This window comes from Rhodococcus sp. NPDC056960 (assembly GCF_042674125.1).
In the GTDB taxonomy this organism is placed as follows: Bacteria; Actinomycetota; Actinomycetes; order Mycobacteriales; family Mycobacteriaceae; genus Rhodococcus_F.
Window position 1 is genome coordinate 146201 of record NZ_JBHURF010000006.1, and the last position, 7986, is coordinate 154186.

At 65.8% G+C, this 7986-nt stretch carries 6 protein-coding genes; 3 read left to right on the forward strand and 3 right to left on the reverse strand.

All coding sequences use genetic code 11. The features are described 5' to 3' along the window. Positions 1 to 92 precede the first annotated feature (92 nt). Entirely contained in the window at positions 93 to 2435 is a 2343-nt protein-coding gene (locus ACFTWF_RS11355) for an FHA domain-containing protein (protein ID WP_378461297.1), read from the forward strand. Positions 2436 to 2452: 17 nt separating this feature from the next. Here the strand turns inward: ACFTWF_RS11355 and ACFTWF_RS11360 are convergent, their stop codons facing one another. Then, positions 2453 to 2776, reverse strand: coding sequence for a hypothetical protein (locus ACFTWF_RS11360; RefSeq protein ID WP_378461298.1), 324 nt, complete (start codon positions 2774 to 2776; stop codon positions 2453 to 2455). A gap of 177 nt (positions 2777 to 2953) precedes the next feature. Continuing rightward, positions 2954 to 3904, reverse strand: a complete 951-nt coding sequence (locus ACFTWF_RS11365) for a LysR family transcriptional regulator (RefSeq protein ID WP_378461299.1) — start codon at positions 3902 to 3904, stop codon at positions 2954 to 2956. A 208-nt stretch (positions 3905 to 4112) separates the two neighbouring features. Between ACFTWF_RS11365 and ACFTWF_RS11370 the strand changes: the two genes are divergently transcribed. Both ACFTWF_RS11370 and ACFTWF_RS11375 read left to right on the forward strand, forming a co-directional pair. Continuing rightward, entirely contained in the window at positions 4113 to 5471 is a 1359-nt protein-coding gene (locus ACFTWF_RS11370; RefSeq protein ID WP_378461300.1) for an MFS transporter, read from the forward strand. A gap of 84 nt (positions 5472 to 5555) precedes the next feature. Next, complete coding sequence (locus tag ACFTWF_RS11375; RefSeq protein ID WP_378461301.1) at positions 5556 to 6293, forward strand: IclR family transcriptional regulator; 738 nt, start codon at positions 5556 to 5558, stop codon at positions 6291 to 6293. Between the two features lie 13 nt (positions 6294 to 6306). Here the strand turns inward: ACFTWF_RS11375 and ACFTWF_RS11380 are convergent, their stop codons facing one another. Continuing rightward, positions 6307 to 7176, reverse strand: coding sequence for an acyl-CoA thioesterase domain-containing protein (locus ACFTWF_RS11380; protein ID WP_378461302.1), 870 nt, complete (start codon positions 7174 to 7176; stop codon positions 6307 to 6309). Positions 7177 to 7986: the final 810 nt, after the last annotated feature.

The following is a 7986-nucleotide window of genomic DNA, read 5'->3' on the forward strand; positions in this document are numbered from 1 at the left end:
GGCCGCTCGTTCCGTCCGCGAGCGCAGCGCGCGCGTGAGACGATAGGAGTTCGACACCCCTACGCCCGAAGACGCTGACGGAGGCCGAGGCGATGGACGATCGGGCCGGCAACGGGCACCCACGGGTGATGATCGAGACCGACCACGGCCACGGGAGCTACGACGCGGGCGAGGTCGTTCGCATCGGCCGCGATCCGGACAGTGAGATCACGATCGACGATCCCGTGGTGTCACGCGAGCACGCACGCCTGAATTGGGACGACGGATGGCAGCTCGTCGATTCGGACAGCAAGAATGGAATCTTCGTCGGAGGTGAGCGGCGGGAGCGGGTCCGCGTCGACAACCCCGTCGTCGTCCGTCTCGGGGACCGCGCCGACGGGCCCGTCGTGCGGATCTCCGTCGAGGATCCCGAGGCCACGCGGCAGGCCGGGCAGGGCTGGGATCAGCTGACGATCAGTGTGGGCGCCGACCGGGTCACGGCCCGGCCCCCCACCCCCGACCGTCCGCTGCCCGCCGGGTCCGTGACGATAGGGCGCGCCCCGGACAGCGACATCGTCGTCCGGGACGTGCTCGCCTCACGGCGGCACGCCACCCTCCACACCGGGGCGTCCGGCCTCGAGATCGAGGACCTCGGCAGCGTCAACGGCACGTTCGTCGGCGGGGCCCGGGTGTCCCGCGCGCCGCTGAGCGAGGGCGACGTCGTCACCATCGGCAACACCGACCTCACCGTTCAGGACGGACGGCTCGCCCCGCGGCAAGCGGTAGCGGAGACCGTCGGCGGTCTGCGCGTGGACGGCGTCGGACTCACCATCGACAGCGGGCGGCGACTGCTCGAGGACGTCACCTTCACCGTCCCGCTGGGGAGCATGACCGCGGTGATCGGCCCCTCGGGCGCCGGGAAGACCACCCTCGCGACCATCATCTCCGGCTCGGAAAGTCCGACGGACGGCGTCGTCGAGTTCGAGGGTCGCAGCGTCCACGCCGAGTACCAGGTGCTGCGCTCCCGGATCGGGATGGTACCCCAGGACGACCTGGTGCACCGGCAGCTGACCATCCGGCAGGCGCTCGGCTACGCCGCCGAACTGAGGTTGCCGCCCGACAGCAGCCGGGAGGACCGCGACGAAGTGATCGCGTCGGTGCTCGACGAACTCCAACTCACCGAACACGCGGACACACGCGTCGATCGGCTGTCCGGCGGACAGCGCAAACGCGCGTCGGTGGCATTGGAATTGCTCACCGGCCCTTCCCTTCTGATCCTCGACGAACCCACCTCGGGTCTCGACCCGGCGCTCGACCGGCAGATCATGGCGACGCTGCGTCGGCTCGCGGACTCCGGCCGCGTCATCCTCATCGTCACGCATTCGCTGTCGTATGTGGAGATGTGCGATCAGATCCTGCTCCTCGCCCCGGGCGGAAAGACCGCCTACGTGGGTCCGCCGGACCAGATCGGGGCCGTGCTCGGAAGCTCCGACTGGGCAGACATCTTCGCCCGCGTCGCATCCGAACCGGACGAGGTGTTCGCCGAATACCGCGCGCGCCGTCCCGCGGGCGGGCCGCCGCCGCCGAGCACACCGGGGCCGTTGGGGCGTCCCGCGCACACCTCGCGGTCGAAGCAACTCAGTACCGTCGCCCGGCGCCAACTCCGGCTGATCCGCGCGGACCGGGGCTATCTGATCTTCCTGTCGCTTCTGCCCTTCGTGCTCGGCGGACTGTCCGTGCTGGTGCCCGGCGACTCCGGTTTCGGGCCGGCGGACGACGAATCCGGCGAACTCACCCAGATCCTCGTCGTGCTGATTCTCGGCGCCGCATTCATGGGTTGCTCGCTGACCATCCGCGACCTCGTCGGTGAGCGCATGATCTACCACCGCGAACGCGCCGCCGGGCTGCTGCCGTCCGCGTACCTGACGGCGAAGATCGTGGTGTTCTGCGCCGCCGCGATCGTGCAGTCGGTGGTCATGATGATCGTCGTCTACATCGGCAAGGGGCTACCCGGACACGGAACCGTGATCCCCTCGGGCGCAGTCGAACTGATCGTCGACATCGCCGTCACCACCTGCTCCTGCGTCCTGGTCGGCATGGCGCTGTCGTCGGTGGCACGCTCCAACGAGCAGGTGATGCCGATGCTCGTGATCGTGATCATGGTGCAGTTGGTGATGTGCGGCGGATTGATCAGCATCACCGGACGCAAAGTGCTCGAACAACTGGCCTGGTTCTTCCCCTCTCGGTGGGGCTTCGCGGCCGCCGCCTCGACGGTCGACCTGCGGACGAACGTCCCCGGCACCGAACCCGACACACTCTGGCAGCACACCCCGTCGTGGTGGCTGCTCAGCATCTCGATGCTCGTGCTGATCGCCCTCGTACTGGCTGCCTTCACCTACAGCCGACTCCGCCTACGCCGTTCGCGCCGCAGGACTCGCGCCGCAGCGTCCCGGTGAGGCGGTCACCGCGGCCGTCAGTGGGCGTTCCCGGACGGGAAATGGACGGACCCGTCGCTGCCCACGCATCCGCCCTGCATCGGTCCGCTGCCGAAGTAGGTACCGTTCATCTGACCGGTACCGCCGGGAGTATTCGATCCGACTCCCACACCGGCGACACCGAGGGCCCCGCACGCGTACCCGTTGGGGTCTTCCGGTGGACTCGTGACGTGAAGCTGCGTCCCGGGCGTGTTCGGGTCGCCGTGAATAATCGGCGCAGCGGACGCGATACCCGAGCCGGCCGCGGCGAGCGCCCCGATGGCGGCGGCCGTGATCGCTACTCGCGAAACAAACATATTCATTCGATGTCACCCTCGATCTCCTAGTGGCCGCCTCCCACAGGTCGCCGGTTCTCGGAAGCGGCATGATGACCTGCAACGTCGGCAGCTGCTTCTACAGAGTTTCCACTCCAAAGCCTGCTCGCCCGGGTACGGCCGCGTCAATCACCGGGGGCGGCGACACCTCGATACGGCCAAGGATCAGGACAATGCACTACGCCGTTCGCCGGGTTCTGCTGGTTCCTCGAGCGGGCGGTCGAGCAGCTGCGTGACGAGTGCGCGTGTCGCCGGGCTTAGTCCCCTTCCCCGCGCGGTGGCGAGGTGGATCCGGCGGACCGCCCACGGTTCCGCGAATTCCATCACGGCAACGCGACTCCTCCGTTCGTGGTCGAGTAGGCACTCCGGCTGTACGGTGACGCCCATCCCCGCCTGGACGAGACTGATCGCGACTTCTCCGCTCCGCACGGAGTGCTTGGAATCGAACTGCTCTCCCAGCCGGTTCGCCGCGGCGCGAAACGCCGGCACCATCGCGCGTGCCGCAACCAGCTTTTCGGGCAACAGATCCTGGAAGGTCACGACCGGCTGCTCGGTGAGCGGGTGGCCGAGCGGCACCACCGCGACCAGCCGATCACGACGATAGGGCGTGACGTCCACACCGTCCAGATCGAGTTCGTGTGCGGCAGCGAAGACCCCGAGGTCGGCTTCACCACGCGCGACTTGCTGAACGATTTCGGCATTCTCGGTCTCGCGCACGGCGAGGTCGACGAGTGGGTACTCACGGCTGTACTCCCCCAGCTCACGTGCCAGGAACGGAACGATGATCGATCGCGCAGACACAATCGTCAGGTCCCCCTGCACGCCTTCGGTCAACGACGCTATCTCCGATCGCATCTCCTCGAGGCTGCCGAAGATCGAGCGAACGTATCGCTCGAGGACCGCACCGGCGGGGCTGGGGACAACACCTTTGGGCCCACGATCGAGGAGCTTGATTCCGGCGATGTCCTCCAGAACCTGGATGCGCTTGGTTGCGGTGGATGCGGCGATATTCTCCCTGATTGCGGCGAGTCCGATCTGCTGCTCCTCGATCGCGGACAGGAACAGTCGCAACGTGAACAGGTCTACCTGTCGAATCAGATGGAGCCTGTTGAACATAGCAATACCGCCCTCCGAAACGTGCACTCGGCCAAGCCAATCGAGCCCTGCCCGTGCGACCGGCGCCGCGCGTGACAAGTTCCGGAACAGGGTTGACGTGGCCTAGCTCACTCCCTACTGTTCCAGATCATATCATCGTAGTTACGAACCCGGTGTTCATATATACGAACACGCGAAGTTCTCATCCGCAAGAGAAGAGGCTCGACCCGTGACCCAGCCACCGGTATCCCCCGACAGCCCCCTCGTACCGCCACGCCGGAAACCGAAGAACGTCGGCCCCGCCGTAGTCGTCGGCACCGCCCTCGAACTGTTCGACTTCTACCTCTACGCATCGATGGCCGCACTGGTCTTCGGCCCGCTGTTCTTTCCCTCCGCGAACTCCACGGTGAGCACTCTCGCCGCGTTCTCCACGTTCGCGGTCGGCTTCCTGGCCCGCCCGCTCGGAGGAATCGTCTTCGGCATTCTCGGCGACAAGATCGGGCGCAAGGCCGTGCTGTCGTTCAATCTCCTACTGATGGGGCTGGCCAGCGGCTGTATCGGCCTGATCCCGTCGTACGAGACGATCGGAATTGCCGCACCCGTGCTGCTGGTGCTGTTCCGCATCGTCCAGGGACTCGGTGCCGGCGCCGAATTCGGCAGCGCCATCGCCATGTCCTACGAACATGCCGACGCGAAGTCACGCGGACGGCAGGGCGCATGGCCGGCGATGGGCGTAAGCGTCGGCCTTCTGACGTCCTCGCTGGCAGTCGCCGCCGTGACAAGTCTGAGCCACGATGCCCTCTACAGCTGGGGCTGGCGGATCCCGTTCCTGGCCAGCTTCGTCCTTGTCGCTCTGGGCTACTGGATGCGCCGGAACCTGCCCGAGACCCCCGACTTCGAAAAGGTCGCCGCCCAGGCTCAGACCCGCAGGAAGGCGCAGCCGTTCCGTAACCTGCTGAAGAATCACTGGCGAGGTCTGACCGTCGTCGCCGTGTCGACCATCGGCGTCAACGGCATCAGCTACATCTTCAAGACGTTCTCGCTGTCCTATCTCTCCGAGTTCCGCGACGTCGCCGCGAACGTCGGCGCATTCGGTATCAGTCTCGCCAGTGCCGTTGCGCTCGTGACCATCCCCGTCGCCGGACGTCTCTGCGACAGCGCCGGGACCCGCCGGATCATGCTGATCGGCGCCGGGTGTGTGGCAGGACTGGCATTCCCCTTCTTCTGGCTCCTGAACACCGACCGGCCGGTCTTCATCTGGCTCGCGCTTATCCTCACCGTCGGCATCGTGCAGCCCACCCTGCTCGCGGCGTCTGGGTCCTTTCTCGCCCGGCAGTTCCCGCCCGAGGTCCGAGCCTCCGGCCTCGGAGCCGGACGGGAAGTCAGCGGTGCCCTCGCCGGTGGCCTCGCTCCGCTCGCGGCACTGACGATGGTCAGTCTCTCCCCGACCCATTCCACCTGGGGCGTCTCCCTGATCTTCATCGTCGGCGCGATACTCATCGCGGGTGCAGCGGTCGGTGACCAGTACCGCACCATCGGCATCAGCGACCACACCGGTACCACCGAAAGCGCTCCAGTCGCGCGATGACTCGGTTGGGGCACTGCCCGACGTGGCAGTGCCCCAACCACCTGTAGTCTGATTCGATCCGTGATCGAGAAGAGGGAGAGCCACGTGCCGCCGATCCCTGGTGAGGCGAAAGAGCACCGCACGGTCTCACGTGTGATGACGATCCTCGAGCTCGTCTCCCGGAGCACGAACGGGTTGTCGCTCGCCCAGCTCGCCGCGGCACTGGACGCGCCCCGGTCGTCGGTGCACTACATCGTGAAGGGCCTGGTCGCCACCGGCTACCTCACCGAGAACGGCGCCTACACCCTCGGCCCCGCAGTCGGCACCCTCCTCGCAACGCAACAACCTCCGGTCGACCGAGTGGCCCGGCCGAGCCTGGAATCCCTCCACAGCCTCTTCGACGAGACGGTGACGCTCTGCGTGCGCATCGGGGAATCCGTCGTCAACATCGACATCATCGAGTCGACGCAGCCGATTCGATTCTCGCCCGCTCTCCACGTCCGGCGCCCCCTCTTTCCGTCGACCGCCGGCAAATGCTTCCTGGCCTATGCGGATCAGCGGTTCCGCGACAGCTACCTCGACACTCACATCGACGAGCCCGAGAAGCGCCTACAGGCACGCGAGGAACTCGACCGCATCGCACGCGAGGGAATCGGATACGCGAGCGAAGAGGTGACACCTGACCTCGGCGGCGTCGCAGTCCCGGTGTTCCACCGCGACAAACACGTTGCCGTCCTCACGGTCGCCGGGCCACGAACACGCATTGATATCCAACTCGAGAAGATCGCCGAAGCCGCGAAGACCGAAGCCCGGCACGTAGCCGAGCGCATGATGGCGCAGTAGTTGCGCCGGGACCCTAGGTTGCGGCACTCGAATTCGTTTGCGGGGCAGCACCGTCCCCCTGACCGAACCCACGGAGATCGACAGCGCGCCGGGCGTTTCCGACCGCGGAGACGATGACCGAACCGACCACGCCCAGTCGGTCGAACACGAGCCCCGTGCCGACGGAGATGCCGTGTTGCTCGGCCCGATCGAGTGCGGCCAGTCCGAGTTCGAGGCCCTCCGGAAGACGAGCCAGTGCGAGAGTCACGTCGGCGTTGATGAACTCCAGTCCCGCACTGCCCAAATTGCTGATGACGTTGGCGGCATCCGCAACGCTCGCGGCCATCTGGAAAGCAGTCAGTGGCTCGCCCTCGACCACCGGGATCGCGAATTGCCAGATCTGCTTGCGATCACCGTTCTGCGGTGCGTCCGCAGGCAAAGTCCAGCCCGCACCGTCGCTGCAGTGCAGCCGTTCGGCAGTGCCCGCCGACCGCTTGCAGTCGTCAGGTGGCGGCTGCGGGCTGTTGCCCGAAGCCCACACGATCCCGTCCGGTGTCGTCGTGGGACTCAGATACAGTGCGCTGGCCCGCGCGACCGCTTCGCCGTCCTGGCTCAGCACCGCGTCGACGAGACACAAGCGGCGTCCCTCGCGAATAACGGTGGTAGAGGTGACGGAGGGCTTCATCCCCGCCGGACGGAAGAGGTCGAGCGTCCACCGAACCGGTTGGAGGTCCTGACGCCCGAGCGCCTCCACAGTTCTCTCTGCGGCCCGAGCAAGAGCCCCGCTGACGGCCATGCCGCGCATATGTTCGCTGCCCCAGCCGCTTCCGGCGGGCCGTTGGGGCAGGTGTTCCTCGGATTGGACATCGCGACCGGGTGCCAAGCGAAAGAAGGCGGACGTCATCCTCGATTCTCCTCTTCTTCGTTTTCGAATCGAAACGAGCTCATCGCATATTGCGGACCGTGACAGTGTCAGGAGGAAAGGGATCTACAGAAGCCTTTGACGGCCGAATCCGATACCACGACGGACTTTCCGATGCGACAGAGGCGGTGACGACACGGCATACTTCATGAGTCACGCGTGTCTCCCTACCGTGGCCAGTGACACACATAGAACTCTTCCGCAGATTATCCTCGGCACGAAACCGGGTCAATTTCACATCTTCGAATCATCTACTTCCCGGGAGCGAAGCGTCTGTTTCCATTTTACGAACTGGCGATTTATTCCAGAGAAACCGCAGTTCACGTTTGACACCAACTCGCCCCCTGGGGCCGCGCATGCTTCCTCGGCCTGCCCGAGCATATCGAGTTCGACGTGCAAGCTCACTACAAGAAGCAATGGACGTTGATGACGTCGTGGACGATGTCCACGCTCGAGCAATTGCGGTGCGCCGAGTTCATCGCCGCACGGAATCTCCCCATCGACGACATCTACACCCACACCTGTACACCCACACCTGGTCCCTGGATCAGGTGTGGAGGCGTACGAATGGTTCGCGCACCAGAGCGACAACAAGGGTGTCTTCGAGTTCTAACGTTCAGATCGACCGGCCGCCGATGCCCTCGGCAGTGGCGCTGACCATCGAATTCGCGTCGAAGGGACGTCGGCCGCTCCTGGTGGCTTGACCATTCACTGATCCATCCTGAACGGGTAGGGGGCGGACGCGCGGCGCGCGGGCGCCCCCAAACCCCCGGGTTGAGGGATCGAAGACCA

What these genes read in the sequence shown, in the direction of transcription:
- ACFTWF_RS11380 (WP_378461302.1), bottom strand. Translation starts at nt 7,176, where the DNA reads ATGACGTCCGCCTTCTTTCGCTTGGCACCCGGTCGCGATGTCCAATCC.
- ACFTWF_RS11365 (WP_378461299.1), bottom strand. Translation starts at nt 3,904, where the DNA reads ATGTTCAACAGGCTCCATCTGATTCGACAGGTAGACCTGTTCACGTTG.
- ACFTWF_RS11360 (WP_378461298.1), bottom strand. Translation starts at nt 2,776, where the DNA reads ATGAATATGTTTGTTTCGCGAGTAGCGATCACGGCCGCCGCCATCGGG.
- ACFTWF_RS11355 (WP_378461297.1), top strand. Translation starts at nt 93, where the DNA reads ATGGACGATCGGGCCGGCAACGGGCACCCACGGGTGATGATCGAGACC.